Origin of the sequence: Volucribacter amazonae (assembly GCF_029783845.1) — a bacterium.
GTDB lineage: Bacteria > Pseudomonadota > Gammaproteobacteria > Enterobacterales > Pasteurellaceae > Volucribacter > Volucribacter amazonae.
On sequence record NZ_LWID01000001.1, the window covers coordinates 756754 to 779638 of the forward strand.

The window sequence follows — 22885 nt, forward strand, 5'->3', positions numbered from 1 at the left end:
TAACCCCAACCACCCCCAAGCTCGCTTACTCGCTTGCATTATCTGATTTCTATACATATTTATTACCTCAAAAAATGGGGAAAACCAACCGCACTTTTCTTTATCTCACTTGATGAATACCAAGTGCGGTGTTTTTTTAAATTATTTTTTATCCTCAGGAAGTAAACCTTTCGCTCTCGCTTCCTTATCCCATTGAGGCACAACTGTTTTTAAGAATTCATCTTTTGCTTTATGCTCTGCATCAATATCAATTCCTGTGGCTGCCCAAGCCTTTTCTGCGGTAGAAATATCAGGAATTTTGACTGGCTCAGTAATACCATGTTTCGCTAAAACACGAGCCAATTTCACTCGAGCATCAGCGGCTTTATCCAATCCAGTGCCTAACACATGTAACACCACTTCTGGGGCATGAATATGCCCACCATGCCCTGCAGCAGAATAATCCCAACGCCATTGCGCATGACGAATATCCACTAAAGCAGGTTCCATTTCTTGCTTACTTGCCCCAGCATTCCAAGCCGCTTGTGCTTCAAAATGTGCGTGAACCAACTGATCCTCTAAGCGAATCATCACATCTTTAATTTCTGTTTTACGAGATTGAACAATATTTTGTAAGGTTTCCTTGCTCTGATCGTGGCAGTTGGCACAGGTATTGTTAAAAGAATCAAATGGATTACCAATTTTATGATCGGTAAAGACTTTACCGTCCGCCCCTTTAACTTTTGGCATATGACAATCAATACAGGTTACCCCATTTTTACCATGCATACCCAACATCCAAGTTTCATAATCTGGGTGCTGTGCTTTTAACATTTGAGCTTTAGAAATTTTATGCGTCCAGTCAGTAAAACCGATTTCATCATAATGTTGCTCAATGGCATCTGCTGTTACCCCTTTTTCCCAAGGAAAAGTAACCTGTTTCAAATCCCCAGCAAAATAATATTCCACATGACAATTTGCACAAATGGCAGCACGTTGATCGGTACGATCCAAGCCATCAAAGGACATATCCAACTTATCCAAGGCTCTTAATACATGAGGACGAGCAATTCTTAAAGCAGGTTTACCCTGAGCAAAATCCTCTGACCCCGTATCATGACAATCAGCACAGCCAATAGCGTTTACCACCTCAGCACCGCCTTTTGACCATTTACCACTGAAATAACCTTCCTCGCCCCATTCCGCAATTAAACGAGCCACATCAGGGCCTTTACAAGTCCAACAAGCCATAGGTTGCGTATCCCCTGTAACCCCCGGTGCCCCTGTCCGCAAAATATTACGCACATCAATCACAGAATAAAAATGCCCTCTCGGTTTATTATATTCCTTAGCAAAAGCATAGCCTGCCCATAAAATCACAGTACGAGGATCTTCCACATTTACCGAATCAATGGCATCAGATTGTGCAGTATCCGCCCAAGTTTGATATTGTTTTGGATATTTTTCAGCAAATTGATGATTGGCGGACTCCACAATTAACTCAGGATTAACAGGCTTAACCTCTTGTTCAATCGGGGTATATTTAAACTCTGCAATAGCTTGTGGCGATAGCACATAAGCCAGCACCGCAGTTGTAATAACGAGGCTCTTAGTTAGGACGTTCACGATAATTACTCCATAAAATTTTAACCATGGTCAATGGGTAAGATTGTTATTCAAAATGAGAATATTTATCATTTAAAACAACAAGATAGATTACTAATTTGAAATTTACGCAAGACTAAAATAGCAAAAACCCCCAGCCCTTGCTAAATTATGTGAATTTTCTTTGTTTTTGATCAATTTTTTTAAATTAAGTGTTTAATTTATAACAACTTCATACCTATAAAGAGGTATTTGAGTTGGTGTTTTAAAAAAGGGGGGGGAGAAGAATTGGGGATATTGAGATTATTGAGCAAAATAATTGCAAAATTGATCACACGTTGAATTAAACCACAAAATATTTTACTAACTATTTTTTTAATTTATATATTTTCTACCATTGGTTTGTTTTCGCCAAAATAAAGTGGCTAAAAACAAACCAAGGCTTAATTTAAAAATGGCAATGTTATACTTGTTGCAATAAGGTCATCGCTAAACTTTTCGCACCTTTAAAATCCACTTTACCACTGGCTAAGGTTGGAATCTCTTCCACCATAAAAATTGCCGAAGGTTGCATTAGTGGTGGAAGGGTTGAATTTTTTAACCGTTCTTGAATTTGCGTTAATTCAAGCTCTGACTTCACTAATAAAACCACCGCTTCGCCTTTTTTCTCATCAGGTACATTAGCGGCAACAAATGTAGCTTGTTCGCCTAAGATATTACCAATTTGTTCTTCAACACTGCCAAGACTTATCATTTCTCCGCCTATCTTGGCAAAGCGAGAATAGCGATCCACAATGGTAATAAAGCCCTGTTCATCAATATGTCCTTTATCGCCAGTTTTGTAATAACGAATACCATCAATCTCGGCGATCACATCATTCGTTTTCTCAGGATCATTTAAATAGCCTTTCATAACCTGTCCGCCACCAATGACAATTAAGCCATCTTCACCCATAGGTAATTCGGTTAAGGTTTGTGGATCAACAATTTTAATGATCGTACCCGGCAATGGGATACCCACCGAACCCACTTTGTTAAAGACCATTTCTTTTAAACTATCAGGATCTAAAATATTTGGCATATTCACTGAGGCAACTGGGGCGGTTTCCGTTGTACCATAGCCCTCATAAACCTCAAGCCCAAATTTTAATTTGAAGCCCTCTTTAACATCTGGTTTTAATTTTTCAGCTCCTGCTACCACCATTCGTATAGATTGGAACATTAATGGGTGCAATTTGCGATTGCGAATATAAAGCCTAAAGAAAGTTGATGTACCAAATAAAATGGTTGCACTATGACGTGCTGCCATTTTGCCTACTGCCACACTGTCAGTAGGATCTGGTACGCTAACCATTTTTATTCCCATACATAAAGGCAATAATGTGGTTACCGTCAAGCCAAAGGAATGGAATACCGGCAGGGAATTTAAAATCACATCACTTTGTTTGAAATTTAATAACTCACTAATTTGCTTAATATTGGTTAATAAGTTTTTATGGCTTAATTCAATGCCTTTTGGCTCGCCCTCGCTACCACTACTAAATAAAATTACCGCCGTATCCTGTAAAGGGGTATGGCTAAAGGTTAATTTTAACCAACTCGCTGGCAATAAAAGTGCGGTCAATAATGACAAAATTTTTTGCGATTTTTTCACTTGCTTTGACAATGCTTCCACCAACAAGGCTTTGTCTGCTAATAATTGCTGATAATCAAAGCCTTTATTTTGTAACTTGGCTAAAAATTTTTCAGAGGTAATAACGGTATGAATATTGGCTTTATTCAATGCCGCCGTCATACTTTGCTCACTCAAGGTATAATTGAGGTTCACAGGCACTTTACCACTAATAAATAACGCCATATTCACAATCGCTGCAATGGACGAACTCGGCAACAACACACCAATATGTTTTTCTTCGCCAAGCTGATGGGAGAATAATTTTTTAAACACCAATACCGCAGTAATAAACTTCAAATTGCTGAGGTTCATACCCATACTATCTACGCTACAAGTTTTAAATAAACGTTTCTTAGCACTATCAATCCATTCATACATAAAGGGCTGCTGACGATCGATAAAGTTTTCCCAACAAGAGAATGACAATTCCACCACTTTTTGTTTCATTGCTGCACGATCAATAAATTGGCGAATCGGTTTACCAAATGCCACCAAAATATCTCGCTTGCCTCTTACTTTAGAAATGGCACGATAATGTTGCTCTGCTCGTGAAAAACTTGAACCCCATAATCCCCGTAGATAAAAAGGCACAATACATACTTCTTCAAGATCTTTAATAGCTAACTCATAACCACGTTGAAATTCATTAATTTGTCCGTTATAACTAATATGCCCTTCAGGGAATAATGCCACGACTTCCCCATTGGCAAGTAATTGACGAATTTTTTCAATAGATTCTTTGCTTGAACCTGCCCCAATAGGAATCACTTTAAAAATTTTAAATAACCAAGTGAGATACCATTTGTTATAAATACCCCGATACATCACAAACTTAATCGCTCTAGGGCTTGCAGCTTGTAATACTAACCAGTCAATCCAGCTAATATGGTTACCCAGCAATAACACACCGCCACTTTGCGGAAGATTGTTCAAGCCTTCTACATTAAAGCGGTAACCTGTTTTTAGCACAGGCAATAACAACAAACGGGTAAATAAATGAGGCAGTTGTAATACCGCATAAAATGACCCCACTAAACATACCGCCGCCGCAAATAACAATAAACCTCGTGTAGAAACATTAGCTGACACAAAAGCAATGCTCAATAATAAGAAGGCAACCATAGCAATATTTTGCATAAAATTGTTGCCCGCCATAATCTTACCACTGGTCTTTTCAGGGGCAAAAAATTGAATGGTGGCATTTAATGGCACAATAAATAAGCCACCAAATAAGCCAAATAGGAATGAACATAGCACCATTACCGCAAGATTTGAGGAAGAAGCAATAAAGAAAATGGCAAAGAAAATCCCCAAAGCCCCTACTGGCACAATACCATGCTCAATATGTTTTTTTGACATCGCCCCCGCAATCGCTGATCCCGCAATTAAACCTAAACCGCTTACCGCCAAAATCGCTTGAATAATAATGGCATTATCATCGGCAAAAATCGCTTTATAATGAGCAGGAAATGCAGCCACAATCACTTGCGACACGCCCCAAAATACACTTAATCCAATAATACTTAACCAAATATTATGATTTTGGCGCACAATTTGCATATTTTGTTTTAAATATGACAGGGTAAAATAACGTTTCAGATCAAATTTTTCCCCTTGTACATCATCATTTTTGGCGGCAAAAAACGGAATTTTAAAGGCAAAAAACGCTTCTAAGGCACTTAATAACACCAAACAAAAACCAATTACATACATACTGGCAAGTATGGCATCAGGGCTATCACCCACCACATAAAACCGCTCAAATACAAAAGAAAAAGCAAAAGAACTAAATAAAATGGCAACAATCGTCAAAGCCTGAATAATCCCATTGGCTCGCCCTAGGTTTTCAGTGCCTACAATAGATTTAATGATGCTATATTTAGCTGGCGAATAAACCGCACTTTGCGTTGCAAGCACCAGAGTAAGCATAAAAGCTAACTCAAAAGCACCAGCCACATAGCAAATAAACAAAGCGGCACTAATTAACACAGCAGCCACACTGGCAAGACGAATCACTTTGGTGTGAGAATATTTATCATTGATAAAACCTGATGGTGAAAACAAGAAAATAAAGGGTAGCAAAATCATCGCATTGATTAATGCAGTCAATACCACTAAGGTTGTTCCATCAAAACTCTTCAACAATACATTTTGAATAGTAATTTTATGGGCTAAATCCACACTAGCATTCAAAAATGCAATAGCAAGATAGGGCAAAAACCCCTTTGTTTTCAATAAACTCACACTTTACCTCAAATTGTTATTATGGTTAATTGAATAGATAGGATAAGTAAATTGATTAAAAAAGCAATATTTTTAGTGATTTTCATTGATGAATATGTTGATAAATGGGAAGCGTGATGAGTTTTGAGATTTTTTTCACTTTTATTTCCCTACTCCAAAAACTAAAATGATTTTAATCAAAATTTATCTTGTTTTTTGTATTTTTGATATTATCATATCTGGCAAAACATTTATTTACATTAATTTTCTTTATGGTCATTCTATTTAAGGATCGCTTATGATAAATATCTATCTGCCAAGCAAGCAAGCAAGCAAGCAAGCAAGCAAGCAAGCAAGCAAGCAAGCAAGCAAGCAAGCAAGCAAGCAAGCAAGCAAGCAAGCAAGCAAGCAAGCAAGCAAGCAAGCAAGCAAGCAAGCAAGCAAGCAAGCAAGTTAATCATTTCTCTACCCTAATTTCAAGTCTTTTTTATCTGTTTTTTGCTGGGCTATTCACTGCCTGTTCTTCTTCCTCTAATCCCAATCTTCTGGCGGAACTCTCTCATAAAACCATTGAATATGGTTGGCAAGGGGCGGGCAATTATGTTACCGCACAAGATTTACAATCCTTACAAAATCGCCTGCAACAGCATAACCAAACCGGCGAATTCAATAATAATTATGCCTATCTTAAAGCCCAATGTTTGATTGAACTGGCACAATGGACTTACCGTGAAACCCGCACCACAGGTATTACCGAATATCTGACGCAACAAGCCATAACGGCGGAGCAAGCAGCCTTAAATAAACAAAGTATTCCTCTGTTTACCCCCGCTAGCCCAGGCTATCCTCGTTTAGCCTTGCCACAACGGGAAAGACTAACTCAATTAGCGCAACAGCGGGGCGTTGCCTGTGCACCAAAAGCCTTTGCTTGTGCCGACGTTGCCCTGCTCGGTTTGGAATATGAAAGCCAAGAGGGTTACGGCGATTACCGTTTACATGGCGAGCATTTTGCCGAGCAAGCCAAGCAATATTTAGGGCAAATTCAACAGGGCATTTTGCATTGTCCAAGCCAAACAGAGCATATTCGCCTTGATGCCGAGGCGTTGTTTAAATTTGGGCAATGGCATTATCAGGATATTTTGCCACAGGGTCAACAATCCCTGCAGGAATTTGCCGCTAGAATGACAAAGCAAGGCTCTCGTCTAGAACAAGTGATAATTACGGGACATACCGACCGTATCGGTTCGGAGCAAAGCAATCAATTATTATCGCAACGCCGAGCGGAAACGGTGGCGCAATATCTCCGTCAATCTTGGCAACAGCAGGGGCTAAATTTACAAAATGTCAAAATTATTGCCCAAGGCAAAGGGGAAAACGAGCCGTTGGTACAATGCCAAGCACAACCTATTACACAGCTAAAAGCCTGTTTACAGCCTAATCGTCGGGTGGAAATTCAGGTGAATTATGCACAGTCACAACATTAATCTTATTTGATCGAGGTTCTTATGAATAAAGTCTATAAAATTGTTAAAAATGCCTTAGGGCAAAATATTGCGGTGTCGGAGTTGGCGAAATCTAAGGAGAATAAATTAGTTTGCATTACGCTATTAGGATTATTATCTCTAATAAATCCTATAGAGGCAGATGCGTTTAGAGTAACGGCGAGTAGTAGATATGAGCAACCTTGTAACCCTGCTGGAACTCAGGGGTGGATATATTCGGCCCAGAAATATGTCCAAATGGGCTCAAAGGAAGAAAGCACTAGAGGTGTTAATGTATGTACAAAATTTTCTCCTGATTTTCAAGTATCAGCTAGTTATCATGGTATTACGGCTAAATATTCAATCAAACTCGCCGACGAAATTACTAAAAAAATTAACACCTCTTATGAATATGTTACTAATGTAGAAACCAAAAACGAGCAAATCGTTAATAAGGTTATTCAAGAAATTACTGAACAAATTGGTACCAATGGTTCTGGTACATTAGTATTTACCGATACAGAGGGCAATAACCTTATTCGCCAAGAGGGCAAATTCTACCAAACTAAACTTGATGAAAATAATCAAACTATCGCGGATACCGATAAACCTGTTGATGCGAAACAGGTGATATTAAGTGCGGTCAATCCTGATGGACTTTCACCGCTCTCTCCTGTTTTAGTGCGAAATATCGCCGAGGGGCAACAAGATTCAGATGCGGTCAATAAAGGGCAGTTAGATAAATCAATAAAAAGCCTGGATAATAAAATCAGTCAAATTACCGCTATTGTGGGTAATTCTGGGCAAGATGGCAAAGATGGTATCAACGGACGAAATGGCATTGCTGGGCAGGACGGTTTAGCGGGTAAAAACCTTGTGGAAAAAATTGATGCCTTGCGTAATGGTGAGGCGGGCTCAGTAGTCTATGTGAATGATAAAGGACAACGGGCAGTACGCGATGAGAACGGGAAATTCTATCTTACCAAAGATGATGGAACCATTGATAAAACTCAGCAAGTAGACGATAAAAATATTAAACTTGCTACGATCAATCCTGATGGTTCCGCTAATAATCCCACTGTGTTAAGTAATATCGCTGAGGGGAAAAACGCTTCTGATGCGACAAATAAAGGACAGTTGGACAAAGCTGTCAATAATCTTGATGGTAAAATTAGCGATAATAAACAGCAAATTGATAGCATCAATAAGGATATTGTTAATATTAAACTGGATACCAAAACAGCCAAAGATGGCGTTGATGGTCTAAAAGGTGAAATCAGCCAAATTACTCAACTTATTGGTACCTCAGGGAAAAACGGTAAAGATGGCACCAATGGACGTAATGGCAATACGGGTGCTGCTGGTAAAGATGGTTTAAACGGCAAAGACTTGGTAGAAAAAGTAAATGCCCTACGGAATGGCGAAGCTGGTGCTGTGGTTTATGTGAATAATAAGGGACAACGGGCAGTACGCGATGAGAGCGGTAAATTCTATCTTACCAAAGATGATGGAACCATTGATAAAACTCAGCAAGTAGACAATAAAAATATCAAACTTGCTACGATCAATCCTGATGGTTCCGCTAATAATCCCACTGTGCTAAGTAATATTGCTGAGGGGAAAGATAGCTCTGATGCGGTAAATAAAGGACAGTTGGATAAATCCATTGCCCTATTAACCTCACAAATTGATACCAATAAACAAGATATTACTGGCTTAGATGGAAAAGTAAATCAAATGGAAACAACCATCAATAATCTACAAATAAATGGTGGTAGTTTAGTACTTGATGATCAAGCAAGTAATACCATTACTATCGCTAAGTCTAGTGAAAGCGATAAAGTAGATATTACGGGTTCTCAAGGTGCAAGAACATTAGCAGGCGTTAAAACGGCAACGCAAGACGACCATGCAGTAAATAAAAAACAACTGGATAGCTCTGTCAAACTCTTAAATGATCAAATTAGTGCGAATAAGCAAGGCATTGATGGGTTAGACGGTAAAGTAGAAAATATTGAACGTACTATTACCAATATACAAATGGGAAATAGTGATGGTTTAGTCGTTGATGACAAAGACAATAAAACCATTAATGTGGCGACATTAAGTGATAGTGATACTGTTAATTTAGCGGGAAATCAAGGTGATCGTATCCTCGCTGGTATTAAATCTGCAACCAAGAATAATGAAGCCGTAAATAAAGAACAACTTGATAATTCTGTTAAAGATTTAGATAGTCGCCTTGATGAAATCGCTAAACTTATTGGAACCTCTGGCAGAGATGGACGTGATGGTAGAGATGGCATTGATGGTGCTGCTGGTACTAATGGACGTGATGGCAAAGATGGTATTGCTGGTATCGCTGGCTCCGATGGGCGTGATGGTAAAGACGGTATTGCTGGTACTGCTGGCTCCGATGGGCGTGATGGTAAAGACGGTATTGCTGGTATCACTGGCTCCGATGGTCGCGATGGTAAAGGCGGTATTGCTGGTATTGCAGGCTCCGATGGTCGCGATGGTAAAGACGGTATTGCGGGAACCAATGGTAATAATGGCAAAGATGGCATTGCTGGACAAGATGGACTTACTGGTAAAAACATTATTGATAAAATTGATGCTTTACGTTATGGAGAGGCAGGTAATATCGTTTATACCAATCAACAAGGTAAACGGGTTATTCAACAAAATAATAAATTCTATCTTGCTAAAGCCGATGGCACTCCTGACTTCAACCAAGAGATTAATCAGGAACAGATTAAACTTTCCGCTGTAGGTGCAAATGGCTCAACCTCTAACCCTGTTACACTTGCTAATATTGCTGAGGCTACCCTTGATCATGAAGCGGTAAATAAAGGATTATTAGATAATACGGTAAAACAAGGTATTGATGGGGTTACTGGACGTATTGAAAAAGTGGAAAAAACTATTAATAACCTACAAGTTGCCAGTGGCACTGGTTTAGTCTTAGAAAATAGCGATGATAAAACTATTGATATTGCTTCTTTAAGCGACAGTGCAAAAGTCAATTTTGCTGGAACTAGTGGTGACCGTATCCTATCTGGTGTTAAAGAGGCAACGGAAGATAATCAAGCCGTCAATAAAGCACAATTAGATAAAAGCATTAAAACTGGTGTTAAAAACATTAATACTCGCATTGATAGCCTCAATGAAGAAGTGTTGAAAACGAAAAACGGTGTAAATGGCTTAGGTGGCAAAGTAGAAAGCCTTGAGAAAATCATTAACAATATTCAAACAAGTGGGAATGGTTTGGTACAAGAGGATAAAGATGATCAAGCTATTAGTATCGCTAAAACCAGTGCGAGTGATAAAGTAGATTTATCTGGTAAACAAGGTGATCGTACGCTAACTGGCGTAAAAGAGGCAGAAGAAGATAATCAAGCTGTCAACAAGGCACAACTTGATAAATCTGTAAACTCGCTTGATAATAAACTGATTGCTCAACAAAAAGATATTTCAGGTTTAGATAAACGAGTAATCACAGTAGAAACGGACATAAAACAGGCTAAAGACGATATTGATGGTTTAGATGGTCGAGTAACCACTGTTGAGGCTGATGTAAAACAAACTAAAGATGGTATTAACGGTTTAGATGGTCGAATAACCACCGTTGAGGCTGATGTAAAACAAGCTAAAGATGGTATTAACGGTTTAGATGGTCGAGTAACCACCGTTGAGGCTGATGTAAAACAAGCTAAAGATGGTATTAACGGCTTAGATGGTCGAGTAACCACTGTTGAAACCATTACTCAGCAAACTCAAAATAGTTTAGGTACTTTAGATGATAAGATTGCCCAAATTAGCCAAATTATTAGTGGAGAAACACCTATTTCTGACGGTACAAACGGCACTAATGGCGCGGTAGGCGCTGCAGGTGAAGATGGACTAAATGGCAAAGACGTGAATAGCAAAGTCAATGCCCTACGCAATGGCGAGGCGGGTGCTTTAGTTTATACCGACGCTCAGGGGAATCGTTTGGTGCGGGGTGAGGACGGCAATTTCTATCTTGCTAATGAACAAGGGCAAGCCACTACCTCGGTGATTGATAATGCTTTAGTTATGCTATCAACCGTGGCAAGTGATGGTTTAACCACCACCCCAACTAAAATTCGTAACGTGGCGGCAGGTGCAGTAAGTAGCACCAGTAGCGAGGCTGTTAATGGGGCACAGCTTTATACCGCAGTAAAATCTCTTGCAGGCGATGACAGTGAGTTAGTGGTCAATCCTGATGGCTCGGTAACTGTCAAGGCAAACTATACCGTCTATAACCAAGATGGCAGTACTCGAAACGTCAATAATATTGGTACCGCCATTGACCATATTAACCAAAATGGCACCCAATACACCCGTACCAATTCCGAGCTTGCCCCAGCACAAGCCCAAGGACGTGAAACGGTGGCTATCGGTGGTGGTGCTACCGCCAATGCCGATGGTGGTGTTGCCATTGGTAGTGGAGCACAAGCCAATAACCCTCTTGATGTAGCATTAGGTTTTGGTTCACGTACTGGTGAGGCGGGCGCCAATGCCCCGGGAACAGCAGAGTTTTCTGTGGGGAATACGGAATTAAAACGCCGTATTACCAATGTGGCTGATGGGATTTTAGATTCCGATGCTGCCACCGTAGGGCAAGTACGCCAAGCGGTGGGAGCGGTAAGCCAAACCTTACGCCATGAAATTCAGCGTAACCGTAAAGTGGCATCACAAGGGATTGCCTCAGCTTTAGCCCTTTCTACCCAAGTGCCTAATCAGCACCCAGGTGAATTAGCTGTGGGTATCGGCACAGGCTTTTATGATAGCCAGACTGCCATTGCCATTAATGGTAATTACCTCTCCCAATCGGGCAAAATGAATATTTCCCTGGGGGTAGGAACCTCGCTCACCGGTAACGGCGCGACTAAACCTGCTGCCAAAGTGGGGATTGGTTGGGTATTCTAAGCTAAATCATGGCAACCCTCGTCTTAGGTAAACAGGCTATCCCACAAGGATAGCCTGTCATAATGTCAAACACAGCAAGATTAAACAAGGAATCATCATGTTAAAAAAAATCTCAAAACTCACCGCACTTGGCTTATTTTTTCTGCTCACCTCTCCTGCGTTGGCACAAAATATGGAATTAAATCGTTATGAACAAGCTAAAATTAACCTGAATTATCAAGGGGAACTAGGCGACTTTTTACAAAAACTGGCAGGACGGCTAAATATAGGCTTTATTAGCTATAATGTGGATAGTACCCGCCCTATTCAACTTGATACCCATAACCAAAGCCAACCTCTACCTCTGCTTATCCAACAAATTCAACAACAATTACCCGAAGTAAATATTCGCTTTGAAACCTTAGGTAACCGTGTGTTTTTAGTGCTTTCCTCCGGCGATGAACCCTTACAACGGGAACAACAACCACAACAATATATTGGGCAAGTGATTTTTGAACGCCCTACCCCACCCGCCAATCGGTTAGAGGTGGAAATCCTTGCACAAACAGAGGAAACCGGACAAAAACCAACGGCACATAACGAAACAGAAAAGCCACAACCACAAGATAATCAGGCTGAGGAAAGAGAGAGCTTGCAAACTCAACACACGGAGACGGAAGAAAAGCCAGAAGAAAAGCCTGACGAAAAAATTGACCACTCCACGCAAGAGCAAGCCAATCTCACCCCCATTATCCTTAGCCCGGAGCAAGAGCAACGCATCGCCCAAATTAGTCGTTTAGAACAGTTGATTAATGAGGCAAACTTAAGCAATGAGGACAAACAATATCAACACCGAGTTATCCCCAGTTATAAAATCAACAGCAAAAACCGCTTGGGTTTAGATAAGGTACAAACCACCAAAATCGCCACCTTTTTGTTGTTTGATAAACAAACCGACACCAGCAAACTCAATGTACGCAGTAAACACGAGGACATTATCCAACTTGACAATATCCTCGCCATTATCCACAAGAAAAACCGCGCCCCTAATCAAATTTCTATTCAAAATGATAAAAAGCAAAGTTTGATTTTACAGGCGGTTAAGCGATAATCAAGTTCAGAGGACGGAATACAGTGTTAGTTTTGAATAGTCACTTAATTAGTGGTATCTATTATTTCGTCCTCCGATAAGAGGTGTAATAAACAAAATTATACCTTAATTGACTAACGCCAAAAACGCTTGCTCTGTTAAGATCGGGATATTTAACTCTTGTGCTTTAGTTAATTTTGAACCCGCATTATCGCCGGCAATGACAAAATCGGTTTTAGCGGATACACTGCCTGTTACTTTTGCTCCAAACTGCTGTAATAAAGCTTTTGCTTCATTGCGTCCCATTTGGGTTAATGTGCCAGTAAGCACTACTGTTTTATCCTTAAAAGGATTATCACTGGCTGGTTGTTGAGTTTGTACATCGTCCCAATGTACCCCTTGTGCAATTAAGTCTTCCACCACTGCAACATTATGGGGTTCTTGCCAGAACAGATAAATGCGATTTGCCACCACATCGCCCACATCTTGTACCGCTTTGAGTTGTTCAATATCCGCTTGTCTTAATGCGGTTAAGGTTTTGAAATGATTAGCTAAATTTAATGCGGTTGCCTCGCCAACATCACGAATACCTAAGGCAAAAATAAAACGAGCAAGGCTGGTATGTTTAGCTTTAGTTAGGCTATTTAAGGCATTTTCTGCGGATTTTGCCCCCATACGATCTAATCGCATTAAGGTAATTAAATCAAGTTTAAACAAATCTGCTGGGGTATGCACCAATTCACGATCCACTAATTGTTCAATTAACTTGCCCCCTACACCATCAATATCCATCGCTCGGCGTGATACAAAATGTTTTAATGCCTCTTTACGTTGTGCAGGGCAAATTAATCCGCCAGTACAACGTGCCACTGCCTCGCCCTCAATACGAATAATGGCAGAATCACACACAGGGCATTGTGTTGGAAATTCAATAGCTTGTGCGTTAGCTGGACGGCGTTCAAGCACGACCCCAATAATTTGTGGTATCACATCGCCTGCTCGGCGAACAATTACCGTATCGCCAATGGCAATATTTAAACGTGCAATTTCATCGCCATTATGCAAAGTGGCATTGCTAACGGTTACCCCTGCCACAAAAACAGGCTCAAGTTTTGCCACAGGGGTAATAGCCCCTGTTCTTCCCACTTGAAACTCAACGGCTTTTAAAATGGTTAATTGTTCTTGAGCAGGGAATTTGTAAGCGATTGCCCACCTTGGTGCTTTAGACACAAAACCTAGCTGTTGTTGTAAGGCTATCTCATTGATTTTTAATACAGTGCCATCAATATCGTAGCCTAATCCATCACGTTTTTGCCCCATTTGGCGGTAAAACTCAAGCACTTGTTCAGTGCCTCGGCATAGTTCAATTTCTTGATTAATGGGAATACCAATCTGTTTTAACCACTGTAAGCGTGCAAAATGAGTATCAGGTAATACCACGCCCTCAGCAATACCTATACCATAAGCATTAAACACTAAAGGGCGTTGACGAGTAATTTTGGGATCAAGTTGACGTAATGATCCCGCTGCTGCATTGCGTGGGTTGGCAAAGGTTTTTTCGCCGCGTGCCAACGCTCTTTCATTCAATTGCTCAAAGCCAGCTTGCGACATAAATACTTCCCCTCGCACTTCTAAACGAGCAGGTGGGTTATCCGTTAATAATTGCAAAGGAATATTGCGAATGGTACGAATATTGAGGGTTATATCTTCGCCTGTGCTACCATCACCACGGGTTGCGCCTTGGCTCAAAATGCCATTTTCATACAAAATACTTACCGCTAATCCGTCCAATTTTGGCTCACAACAAAAGGTTAAATCATCATTGCCATAGCCTAGACGCTCTTGAATGCGTTTTACAAAGGCATAAAACTCTTGATCCGAAAAGGCATTATCTAAGGATAACATTGGGATCTCGTGGCGTACTTGAGCAAAACTGGCGAGGGGTTTTGCTCCTACACGTTGAGTTGGCGAATCGGCACTAATTAATTCGGGATATTGTTGCTCTAAGGTTTTTAATTGGTTCATTAACCGATCATATTCGGCATCAGGGATTGTTGGTTTGTCTAATACATGATATTGATACTCATAATGACGTAGCTGTTGGCGTAATTGTTCAAGTTGCTGTTCTATTGATTGTTGCATAGATTTAATCTCATTATTCCTAAATAAAAAATTATTTCAAAACAAACCGCACTTTTATAGCCCTAAAAGTGCGGTCGGTTTTGCGAAAATTTCTTTACTTAAATCATTAATTTAAACGAGCAAGATAGCTAGCTTTAGTTTGTTCTGTAAAGAGTTCTTGTTGTTCATCTAATACATAGCCTGCCAATTTATCAGCTAAATTTTTAGCATCTTGGCATAGGTAAATAAAATTCACACGATCATTTGCATTACCCGTTAATTGCATAAAGATCGCTACACCAATGGTGCTAAAGTCAGCCATTGTATTCAGATCAAATGTACCCGGTTGGTGAATATTCGCCACGCTATAAAGCACAGGGCTTGCCATTGTATCTAAATGACGATTAAAAATGCCTTCATCGCTATACACAAAACCTAATTCTTCTAAGGCTTGAGCGAGATGTGTGCCATTAAACTCTCGGTTTTCTGGTGCAACCACATAAAGCACAATAAAATCTTGAGCTTGATGATTGCTGGTTGCTTTGGTGGATTGAGATTGTTGATTTTGTTGAGTATCCACTAAAGGCTGAGGTTCGTCATAAGAATGATTTAATGTCGTTTGTGCTGTCGCGCTATTTGCTCCAGATCGTCCTTGTAACGAAGCGGTCGCTAATTGCTCACGCAATACTTGCGAGGATAAGTTCACGCCCTCTTCGCCTAAACTTGCTTCAATATCCGCAATGGAACGATATGCTAAATCCGCTTGTTGTGTGTTGGTTGGCGTAGGCTGATGATATTGATAAGATGTAGAAGGCGATGAATAAGTAGATTGATGAGCGGTATTCGCTCGTGAACTTGAGGACATATCATAATAAACAGGCTCAGCCTTTTCTGCTTGAGACTGGTTAGGCAAGGTAATTTTTATTTCATTTACGGCTTGTTCTAATGATACTTCCGCTGAGTTATCCGTAGCCGATGCGCTTAATGGCTCAACAGAAACTTTATCCGCTGTTACATCATACGCCTCAAAATCTAATCCTTGTTGTATTGGCTGAGTTTGTTGGGAAATTTGGCTTAAACTTGGTTGCTCTATTTGTGCAGTTAAAGGTTGTTGTTGCCCATGTAATTGCCCCGCTTGTTGAATAGGCAATCCTGTTAATGGATCGGTTTGTTTATCCGTTACATTGGTATTTACTTGTTCAATCCGCCCATCTCGTGTAAAGGTATTGGCATTTTTGAAAAAATGTGTTTTTTCACGGCGACTTGACCATAACCCATGGGCAATCAAGATAACTAACGCAAGTATGCCCAAGATAATCAAAATTGTATTCAAATCCATTATTAACCCATTCTGTTGACTGTTGTTTATCCATATCCTACAAATACGCCCTACTTCAAGTTAAAAATAAGAGAATTTATGGATATAATAAAGAAGAAATTTGTCGTTAGCTTATCATATTTTTTCCTATTTTTATAAGCTAATCCGAGAATTTATTTGTCAGAGTAAGTAAACCCTAATGGAGAAAAAATATGCATAAAGAATTGAGTGCAGGAATTGGTTATTTTATTCAAGGTTGGCAATTAATTGGGCAGAAAGGCTTACGCCGTTTTGTAATTTTACCCATTTTTATTAATATCCTACTCCTTAGTGCCATTTTTTGGATTGCATTATCTCAACTCTCCCTATTTACGGCGTGGTTTGTTGATGTCATGCCTGATTGGCTTGACTGGCTAAGTTCAGTAATTTTAGTATTGGCTATCATTATGATACTCCTCGTTTTTTATTTTATTTTTACTACCTTAGCAGGCTTTATTTCCGCCCCTTTTAATGGACTATTATCGGAAAAAGTAGAAAAAATGCTTACAGGAGAAGACTTTTCTACCGGCAATATGTGGGATTTTGTTAAAGATATTCCGCGTATGCTCAAACGTGAATGGCAAAAACTTTGTTATAGCCTACCAAGATTATTATTCTTATTTCTACTGGGTTTTGTTCCTGCTTTAGGGCAAACTATCGCGCCTGTTTTGATGTTTATTTTTACTGCTTGGATGTTAGCCATTCAATATTGTGATTATCCTTTTGATAATCATAAAATCCCTTTCCGCATTATGCGTGATCAACTCGCTCAAAAACCTGTGTTAAATACCACATTTGGTAGCTTGGTAGCACTCTGTGCCTTTGTGCCTCTGGTCAACTTTTTAATTATTCCTGTAGCAGTTTGCGGAGCAACCGCAATGTGGGTAGAGCAATATCGTACAAAATTACCTGATACACAAGTGAATAAAACAAATCAATCCAATGAAATTACAATACTAAAATAGCATTTAGTTATAAAATATAGCAAATAACTATTTTTTACATATAAAAAGCTATGTTAAAAATAATGCAGAATAAATCGCCAATAACAATATCATATCCAAGGAGATCCAAATGACCGTTTATGCAGATAATTCATTAACCATTGGTAATACCCCATTAGTTCGTTTAAAACATTTTGGCAATGGCAATATTCTTGCCAAAATTGAATCGCGCAATCCAAGTTTTAGTGTGAAATGCCGTATTGGTGCCAATATGGTATGGCAAGCGGAAAAAGACGGTATCCTCAATGCAGACAAAGAGATTGTTGATGCTACCAGTGGTAATACAGGTATCGCATTAGCCTATGTGGCGGCGGCTCGTGGCTATAAAATTACCCTAACCATGCCTGAAACCATGAGTTTAGAGCGTAGAAGACTATTAAAAGGCTTAGGCGTTAATTTAGTCTTGACCGAAGGGGCAAAAGGTATGAAAGGGGCAATCGCTAAAGCGGAAGAAATTGCCAATTCTGATCCAAACCGCTATATCATGTTAAAACAATTTGAAAACCCAGCCAACCCTGATATTCATCAAAAAACCACAGGTCCAGAAATTTGGAATGACACTGAAGGAAAAATTGATGTGTTAGTGGCTGGCGTAGGCACTGGTGGTACCATTACAGGTGTTAGCCGTTACATTAAACAAGAAAAAGGCAAACAAATTATTTCTGTTGCCGTTGAACCAGCAGAATCACCTGTCATTACCCAAACTCGTGCCGGCGAAGAAGCCAAGCCGGGTCCACATAAAATCCAAGGAATTGGGGCTGGCTTTATTCCTAAAAATTTAGATTTATCTTTAGTCGATCGTGTGGAAACCGTAGATAGCGAAACCGCTGTACAATATGCTCGCCGCTTAATGGCGGAAGAAGGGATCTTAGGAGGAATTTCCTCAGGGGCCGCCCTCGCTGCAGCAGATCGCTTAGCCAAATTACCAGAATTTGCTGATAAAGAAATCGTGGTAATTTTACCGTCAGCATCAGAACGTTATCTAAGTACCGTATTATTTGACGGTATTGAGGCATAATGTATTATTTTGTTATTTAAGACATTTTCCTCCTCAATAATCCCCTTAGTTACTAAGGGGATTTTTTTATTTTCTCTGCCTATGTAACTTTATTTCGTATATTGGCAATGGCATACTACCTTGTCTTATTTTAGATTGAAACAACTATAAATTGAAAAACAACTATAAAAAACGGTCAAAAACTTTTTGATTTTTGACCGCACTTATTTTCTCCCTCTTTCACTATTCATTCTCTTACACCATTTGATAATAATTTTCACTAACTCGCAAAGATTTTTATTCTCAATATACAAATAAAAATGATAACCAATTAAGCAAATTAACTTTTTTGAGGTAGATCACGAAATGAATTAATTTCTTGGTTTTTCTATAAAAAAAAGTTAAATCCCTGCGTAAATAATGGCAGAATAACCCTACCCTAATAAAAGAAAGTTATTTTCTTATTTTACTTTTGTTAATTCTTGGAGGAATATCGTGCAAAGCATTAATGTCGATATTGCAATTATTGGTGCTGGTGGCGGTGGCTTACGGGCTGCGATCGCTGCTGCGGAAGCAAATCCGAATCTAAAAGTTGCATTAGTATCAAAAGTTTATCCAATGCGTAGCCATACCGTTGCCGCTGAAGGTGGTGCTGCGGCAGTGATTAAAGAAGAAGATTCTTATGATAAACATTTTCACGATACCGTAGCAGGTGGCGATTGGTTATGTGAGCAAGATGTGGTGGAATATTTTGTGGAACATTCCCCTGTGGAAATGACACAGCTTGAGCGTTGGGGCTGCCCTTGGAGTCGTAAAGCTGATGGTGATGTGAATGTTCGCCGTTTTGGTGGTATGAAAATTGAGCGTACTTGGTTTGCCGCCGATAAAACAGGTTTCCATTTATTACATACTTTATTCCAAACTTCTATTCAATTTCCGCAAATCGTGCGTTTTGATGAACATTTCGTCCTTGATATTCTTGTTGATGATGGTCATGCTCGTGGTTTAGTGGCAATGAATATGATGGAGGGAACACTTGTCCAAATCAATGCCAATGCAGTAGTCATTGCTACAGGTGGTGGTTGTCGTGCTTTCCGCTTTAATACCAATGGCGGTATTGTAACGGGCGATGGTTTATCTATGGCTTATCGCCATGGTGTGCCGTTGCGTGATATGGAATTTGTGCAATATCATCCAACAGGCTTACCAAACACAGGGATTCTAATGACCGAGGGTTGTCGTGGTGAAGGTGGTATTTTAGTCAATAAAGACGGTTATCGTTATTTGCAAGATTATGGTTTAGGTCCTGAAACACCGATTGGCAAACCTGAAAACAAATATATGGAATTAGGCCCTCGTGATAAAGTATCACAAGCCTTCTGGCAAGAATGGCGTAAAGGTAATACCTTAAAAACAGCAAAAGGGGTTGATGTGGTTCACCTCGACTTACGTCATTTGGGGGAAAAATACTTACACGAACGTTTGCCATTTATTTGTGAGCTAGCCAGTGCTTATGAAGGGGTTGATCCTGCTAAATCACCAATTCCTGTACGTCCTGTTGTACACTACACTATGGGTGGTATTGAGGTAGATTTTAACAGTGAAACACGCATCAAAGGGTTGTTTGCAGTAGGTGAATGTGCGTCATCAGGTTTACATGGTGCAAACCGTTTAGGCTCTAACTCTTTAGCTGAATTATTAGTATTGGGTCGTGTTGCAGGGGAATATGCCGCACAACGTGCTGTAGAAGCCACCGCCGTAAATCAAACCGCAGTAGATGCTCAAGCTCAAGATGTGGTTAATCGTTTGCAAGATCTCTATAACCAAGAAGGTAATGAATCTTGGTCACAAATTCGTGATGAAATGGGCGATTCTATGGAAGAAGGGTGCGGGATTTATCGTACTCAAGAAAGTATGCAAAAAACCGTAGATAAAATTGCCGAATTAAAAGAGCGTTATAAACGCATTCGTATCGCTGATCGTTCTAGCGTCTTTAATACCAACGTTTTATATACCGTTGAATTAGGCTATATTTTGGATGTGGCACAATCTATTGCCAACTCAGCCATTGAACGCAAAGAGTCTCGTGGTGCACACCAACGTTTAGACTATACTGAACGTGATGATGTCAATTACTTGAAGCATACCCTCGCATTTTACAATGAAAATGGTATGCCACGTATTGAATACAGCGATGTAAAAATCACGAAATCTCAACCAGCGAAACGGGTGTATGGTGCAGAAGCTGAAGCCCAAGAAGCCGCTAAAGCAAAGGAGTAAGCAGATGATAAATCAACAAATGATGAATATTGAAGTGCTGCGTTATAATCCAGAAGAAGATAAAGAACCGTACTTAAAAAGTTATCAAGTGCCTTATGATAGCCAAACGTCATTACTTGATGCTTTAGGTTATATTAAGGATCAACTTGAACCAGAACTCTCTTATCGTTGGTCTTGTCGTATGGCAATTTGTGGTTCTTGCGGTATGATGGTAAATAATAAGCCAAAACTCGCTTGTAAAACTTTCTTACGTGATTACAGTGGTCATATGCGTATTGAGCCTTTGGCTAACTTCCCAATTGAGCGAGATTTAGTGGTGGATTTGAGCCACTTTATTGAAAGTTTAGAGGCAATCAAACCTTATATTATCGGCAACCAAGCTCCTGCCTTAGACGGTAAACCTCACCCATCAGCAGAACTTGCCAAAAGCCGTACCAAACAAACACCTGCACAATTAGAAAAATATCGCACTTTTTCTATGTGCATTAATTGTGGTCTATGTTATGCCGCTTGCCCACAATTTGGTCTAAATCCTGAGTTTGTTGGACCAGCCGCATTAACCCTTGCTCACCGTTATAACCTTGATAATCGTGATCATGGTAAAGCTGAGCGTATGAAGATCATTAATGGCAAAAATGGGGTATGGAGCTGTACCTTTGTGGGTTATTGTTCCGAAGTGTGTCCAAAACATGTGGATCCTGCCGCTGCAGTGAACCAAGGCAAAGTGGAAAGTTCAAAAGACTATATTATTGCCATGTTAAGACCACAGAAATAAGGAGAGGAAAATGACGACAACAACCAGTAAAAGACGCAAATATGTGCGTGAAATAAAAGCAAATTGGTGGACGAAATTAGATTTTTATAAACTTTATGTATTTCGTGAAGCCACTGCAATTCCAACCTTATGGTTCAGCCTTATCCTATTTTATGGGGTAATTTGCTTAGGTGGCGGTGTTGAAAGTGTAAAACAACATTTTATTCCGTTTTTGCAAAATCCTGTGGTAGTAATCCTCAATGTGATTACCTTAGCCGCTGTATTACTAAATACCGTTACTTATTATGTGATGACACCGAAGGTATTAAATATTGTGGTTAAAAACGAACGTCTTAATCCAAATATTATTACTATTGGTCTTTGGATTGCGACCGCATTGGTAAGTATTATTGCCTTAGTGCTAATTTATCGATAAATTGGGGGAAATATGAAAACAGATCCAAAACGTTCCAATGAACCTGTTGTATGGTTACTTTTTGGTGCAGGGACAACGGTTAGTGCCATGTTCTATCCAATACTAGTATTAATCTTTGGTTTTTTACTTCCCTTTGGTCTTATTGATGGCGGCGTGGAAAATCTCGTTGCTTTTTCACAAACCATTATTGGTAAATTACTTATTTTAGTACTATTAATTTTCCCTGTATGGGGAGCTATGCACCGTATTCATCATGGTATGCACGATTTTAAAATCCATGTACCCGCTGGTGGTTTAATTTTTTATGGGTTATCTACTTTATACTCGGTATTAGTATTATTTGCCGTATTTAACCTATAATCCTAAGTAAAAGTATAAAAAACCTAATCTATATAGATTAGGTTTTTTATACTTATAGTCGTCCATTTAATCTTTATAAAAATTCGCACAAAGCACTTTTGCCACTGTATCAAGTCGCGTATCAGGTTGAATCGTCACTGTTCTTGATAATTGACGATGTTGGCTTAATGCAATGCCTTTTCCCCAAAAATCAGAATAAACAATTTCGCCAGCTCTTGAATAAGTATTGGTTTGACAATTTATTTTTTTGTGGCTACGCACAGACTTAGCTATTTCCGTAGGATAATGTTTAAAGCCTTGTTGCCCTTGGCTTAAATTGGTTACCATATCAAAATTAATTACCGCAGGGGATTTGCTATCAATCCAAATAGAGGCACTATCAATATAATAACCCGGTTGATTAAGCACTTGTATAAAACCTGTTTCCACTTGTTGAGGTCTCGCTAAATCAACATTTTCACTATGGCTACAAGCAACTAAGCTCAACATCATGACTGTAACAACATATTTTCTCATTTGTTCCCCCTTTCTTTATTTTGATTAAAGCTTTAGGTATGCGGCTCAATTTTTCTTATTTTAAAGTGGAACAAC

At 39.5% G+C, this 22885-nt stretch carries 15 protein-coding genes; 10 read left to right on the plus strand and 5 right to left on the minus strand.

The features are described from left to right. Positions 1–141 precede the first annotated feature (141 nt). Positions 142–1605 (minus strand): ammonia-forming nitrite reductase cytochrome c552 subunit, encoded by a 1464-nt coding sequence (gene nrfA, locus A6A20_RS03780; RefSeq protein WP_279572211.1) that lies wholly within the window; start codon positions 1603–1605, stop codon positions 142–144. A 442-nt stretch (positions 1606–2047) separates the two neighbouring features. After that, positions 2048–5503 (minus strand): acyl-[ACP]--phospholipid O-acyltransferase, encoded by a 3456-nt coding sequence (locus A6A20_RS03785; protein WP_279572212.1) that lies wholly within the window; start codon positions 5501–5503, stop codon positions 2048–2050. Positions 5504–5780: 277 nt separating this feature from the next. Between A6A20_RS03785 and A6A20_RS03790 the strand changes: the two genes are divergently transcribed. The 4 genes from A6A20_RS03790 (at position 5781) to A6A20_RS03805 (ending at position 13006) form a co-directional block, all read left to right on the plus strand. Beyond that, positions 5781–5939, plus strand: a complete 159-nt coding sequence (locus A6A20_RS03790; protein ID WP_279572213.1) for a hypothetical protein — start codon at positions 5781–5783, stop codon at positions 5937–5939. A gap of 244 nt (positions 5940–6183) precedes the next feature. After that, positions 6184–6966: an OmpA family protein gene (locus A6A20_RS03795; protein ID WP_279572214.1), complete on the plus strand. Its 783-nt coding sequence runs from the start codon at positions 6184–6186 to the stop codon at positions 6964–6966. A 21-nt stretch (positions 6967–6987) separates the two neighbouring features. Continuing rightward, complete coding sequence (locus tag A6A20_RS03800) at positions 6988–11916, plus strand: YadA-like family protein (RefSeq protein ID WP_279572215.1); 4929 nt, start codon at positions 6988–6990, stop codon at positions 11914–11916. 97 nt (positions 11917–12013) lie between these two features. Further along, positions 12014–13006 (plus strand): hypothetical protein, encoded by a 993-nt coding sequence (locus A6A20_RS03805; RefSeq protein ID WP_279572216.1) that lies wholly within the window; start codon positions 12014–12016, stop codon positions 13004–13006. Between the two features lie 105 nt (positions 13007–13111). Here the strand turns inward: A6A20_RS03805 and ligA are convergent, their stop codons facing one another. Both ligA and zipA read right to left on the minus strand, forming a co-directional pair. After that, entirely contained in the window at positions 13112–15127 is a 2016-nt protein-coding gene (gene ligA, locus A6A20_RS03810; protein ID WP_279572217.1) for an NAD-dependent DNA ligase LigA, read from the minus strand. A gap of 106 nt (positions 15128–15233) precedes the next feature. Next, on the minus strand, positions 15234–16445 hold the full coding sequence (zipA, locus tag A6A20_RS03815; RefSeq protein ID WP_279572218.1) for a cell division protein ZipA: 1212 nt from the start codon (positions 16443–16445) through the stop codon (positions 15234–15236). Between the two features lie 191 nt (positions 16446–16636). Here zipA and cysZ point away from each other — a divergent pair, with 191 nt between their 5' ends. From cysZ to frdD, 6 genes are all read left to right on the plus strand, one after another. After that, positions 16637–17428, plus strand: a complete 792-nt coding sequence (cysZ, locus tag A6A20_RS03820) for a sulfate transporter CysZ (RefSeq protein ID WP_279572219.1) — start codon at positions 16637–16639, stop codon at positions 17426–17428. A gap of 109 nt (positions 17429–17537) precedes the next feature. Then, entirely contained in the window at positions 17538–18485 is a 948-nt protein-coding gene (gene cysK, locus A6A20_RS03825) for a cysteine synthase A (protein WP_279572220.1), read from the plus strand. Between the two features lie 474 nt (positions 18486–18959). After that, on the plus strand, positions 18960–20744 hold the full coding sequence (gene frdA, locus A6A20_RS03830) for a fumarate reductase (quinol) flavoprotein subunit (RefSeq protein WP_279572221.1): 1785 nt from the start codon (positions 18960–18962) through the stop codon (positions 20742–20744). A 4-nt stretch (positions 20745–20748) separates the two neighbouring features. After that, positions 20749–21519, plus strand: coding sequence for a succinate dehydrogenase/fumarate reductase iron-sulfur subunit (locus A6A20_RS03835; RefSeq protein WP_279572222.1), 771 nt, complete (start codon positions 20749–20751; stop codon positions 21517–21519). Between the two features lie 10 nt (positions 21520–21529). After that, positions 21530–21934 carry a fumarate reductase subunit FrdC gene (gene frdC, locus A6A20_RS03840; protein WP_279572223.1) on the plus strand — a complete coding sequence of 135 codons (405 nt, stop codon included), beginning with the start codon at positions 21530–21532 and terminating at the stop codon, positions 21932–21934. Positions 21935–21946: 12 nt separating this feature from the next. Continuing rightward, the gene (frdD, locus tag A6A20_RS03845; RefSeq protein WP_279572224.1) at positions 21947–22294 is read left to right on the plus strand and encodes a fumarate reductase subunit FrdD; all 348 of its coding nucleotides are present in this window, start codon (positions 21947–21949) and stop codon (positions 22292–22294) included. Positions 22295–22360: 66 nt separating this feature from the next. On the opposite strand, the gene A6A20_RS03850 is transcribed toward frdD, so the two are convergent. Further along, the gene (locus A6A20_RS03850; protein ID WP_279572225.1) at positions 22361–22810 is read right to left on the minus strand and encodes a surface-adhesin E family protein; all 450 of its coding nucleotides are present in this window, start codon (positions 22808–22810) and stop codon (positions 22361–22363) included. Positions 22811–22885: the final 75 nt, after the last annotated feature.